The sequence below is a fragment of the Parashewanella curva genome, from assembly GCF_003675895.1.
In the GTDB taxonomy this organism is placed as follows: domain Bacteria; phylum Pseudomonadota; class Gammaproteobacteria; order Enterobacterales; family Shewanellaceae; genus Parashewanella; species Parashewanella curva.
This window is the reverse complement of sequence record NZ_ML014917.1, coordinates 1-2,808: the sequence shown is the minus strand read 5'-3', so window position 1 is coordinate 2,808 and position 2,808 is coordinate 1. Positions and strand designations below refer to the sequence as shown.

Here is a 2,808-nt window from a genome sequence, read left to right as displayed (position 1 = left end):
TTTATAGACTTGTTGTGTTTGCAAACTGATAAGTACTATAAAATTGCTCCTTTCGCACTATTTGTCAAAGTCATCCCATTGATAATTAATGATCTTTTCATGATGTTTGTCGATCTAAAAGATCTACGCCCATATGATTTGGGGTATTTTCGAGCTAGGTTACGTTCAAAGCTGACTCGGCAATGGACAAAAGTTAGTTATCTCACTCCTCAATAAGGGAGCGATATCTGAGATAATTAACAAAACGATATTGTAATAAGAGAAGTTCTAATCCAATAGCATTATGCACAGCTTGAGCATAGTTGGTAGACTCTGAATAACGGAATTCTTCAAATGATTCTGTACTTTTTCTTTTAAATATAATGTTGTGAAAATCATTCAAGGCTGGGTCAAAATCTCTAACACTTTTACCTGTTTTTTTATTTAAATATGGATTCAATGGATAAAAAAATTTAACCGTGGCTATATGTGTTGCAAGTATCGATATCTTTGTATTCCTATGACCAAGGTATTTATAAATTTGGCCTAATATATTGAGAGAAAAAGTTCTACATACCCCCTTCTTTCTGTACTGTGGTTTTACTTCCCTATTTAGGCTAATGGTTCTTAGTGTATCTTTTTCGGAATCAAAATTTAGAGAAAAATAAATCGAAAAAACAATGGTACAGTTACTCTGATTGATGCTAAATAAGTCAAAGTAGTAAAGAACTTCTTCATGTGACTTGTCGCTTAACAATGATAAACACAGCACTAAACCATCTTTAGAGTTGAGTGCTATAAGTTCCCTGCCTATTTGGGTTCCAAGTTATGGTTTGGATGTAAATAAAGTGAAATGGATTCTCGTACAGGATGGCATCTAGGTGTCATATTCAACATTTCCCAGCTAAAACCTCTTAGCGTAATCTTGGCTGAAAAAATTTTTGGAAGGTTACCTTCAAAAAACCTTCTAGTTCTTTGATGAGGTAGAGCTTGAAGCATTCTCTTAGAGTAGCCTGAAGAGTATTGGTTTATACAATTAGCTGAAAGTGTTCTTATCAAATCGAAAATGGACAGGAATTTGCTAGTCGATTTTTTATTCAGAGGTTTAGAGATAAATAATTAAGGAAATCAAAGCCCATTGTTTGGAACTTGATAGAATCGAATATGTTCTGGCGTAAGAAGTGCTCCTTTGATTTTTGGATGAGTCGCACCACCGAACCCTCCCTCATTAAAACTTGCAACATTAAACCCTTGTTTTAATAATGCCGTCACCGAAGCGGGATACCAATGACCCATAAAATCAATTTCAACGATAAACTCTCCATCTCTGAACGGGTGTCCTGTTAAGCAGCATGTTTCGTCTGGCATATGACTGGAGATGAATGAACATTGAACTTGAATTATTTTGCGATAAAGGCGCTCGGCTAAACCTTTACTAGCGGTAAAATTAGCGCAGGTGAGTTCATTATTATCAAAACAAATGTGGCTAGGCAATTGTGATGGTGTGCTTCCCAATTTCGAAATGGCTTTGTACTTCATGGTCTTACTGTCTTCAATAAGGCGGTGGAACTCTTGCTCACGCAATCTTAGCCCGGGTACAACCTCGCTTAGATAGGGGCGAGTCCTTATATAGGAAAGCGAACAATCAAAAAATCTATGGAGTTGATTTTCTGTCGGTTGATCAGGTTGTCTCTCGTCATCGCTAAACTTTGCAACTTCGCCAAGTCGAAGTTCGGTTACAACTGCCTCACATTCAAAATCCTTCCGCACATGATCTTTATCTGCTTTCAATAAAACCCCCTTAGATTCCATCATTAGAAAATAAGTGTAAGGACGGTGCAAAGCGATATGCTCAATCGCCTCTAATAGCTTCTGTTTTATTTCTAGTGGAGTTAAGCGTTCCACTTTTGCAGATTGAAGTCGAAAATACATTTCTTGTAAACACTCGAAGGCAAGTTTTTCCTCATCAACACAAGGAGTACTACTTGAGCCTATAAAATCTAGGTACTCAGACGGTACAATATCATTACGTTTATTATTTATGCATTCATTTAATCCTCCTTCCTCTCTTAGTGATAAGTTGAGTTTTGGTTGATGGATTTTAACCGTCGACAAAGAGCATCTATTCAGCTTCCGTCCATAAATATCATCGTATGCAGGAGGTTGTATCGAGCGATGGCGGTGAGGTGTATATCTGGGAGGTTGAATCATCAGGCCTGAGGTGGGGGTTAAAAGTGGGTAGGGACAGAATATAGGATTATCAACTTCACGAGTAGCTTCAGCAGTATGCTTTTGGCAAATAATTAACTTGGATAAAACTGCGTTAAATCGACGATTTATGCGTGGATTTAATCTTGTTGACAATGGCCTATAGAATTCACCATCCCTTTTATCTTGTTCAAAAAGTAGAAAACCTTTTTGACTAAAAGGAGCAAATTTCTCTTTTGATGGCTTAGTAACAACGTATGTTCTGCCTTGGTATTTAAAAGGCACGTCTAACGCTACATACAGTGGCTCTGAGAGATTAAATGCTACTGGTGTATTACATTGATTAGTTGCTGCTAGCATTATTCGCTCCTTAGTCTTTTTTTATAAATTTATGGACGCACCTTGATGGACGCACCTTGGAGACTATTACTTATTCTCTGTATGTAGGATGAATGGCATAAAAATATTTGTAACTATTCAGCCTACTGAACAAAAATATCTGGCCCACTGAACAACAAGTTCAGCGCTGTTGAAGCTGTTATATTTTGCTTTCTGCAACTCGAAACGTAACTGCGTATGGCACAGAAGTTTTCAGCACCTTCTATGCTCCTAAAGCAACCT

At 37.3% G+C, this 2,808-nt stretch carries 2 protein-coding genes; one reads left to right on the top strand and one right to left on the bottom strand.

The annotated features are described in order from the left end of the window. On the top strand, nt 1-216 hold a 216-nt coding region (locus tag D5018_RS22060), incomplete at its 5' end, for a hypothetical protein (RefSeq protein ID WP_207819416.1). An 891-nt stretch (nt 217-1,107) separates the two neighbouring features. Here D5018_RS22060 and D5018_RS21100 read toward each other — a convergent pair. Further along, nucleotides 1,108-2,547, bottom strand: a complete 1,440-nt coding sequence (locus tag D5018_RS21100) for a hypothetical protein (RefSeq protein WP_121840937.1) — start codon at nt 2,545-2,547, stop codon at nt 1,108-1,110. Between the last annotated feature and the right edge of the window lie 261 nt (nt 2,548-2,808).

What these genes read in the sequence shown, in the direction of transcription:
- D5018_RS21100 (WP_121840937.1), bottom strand. Translation starts at nt 2,547, where the DNA reads ATGCTAGCAGCAACTAATCAATGTAATACACCAGTAGCATTTAATCTC.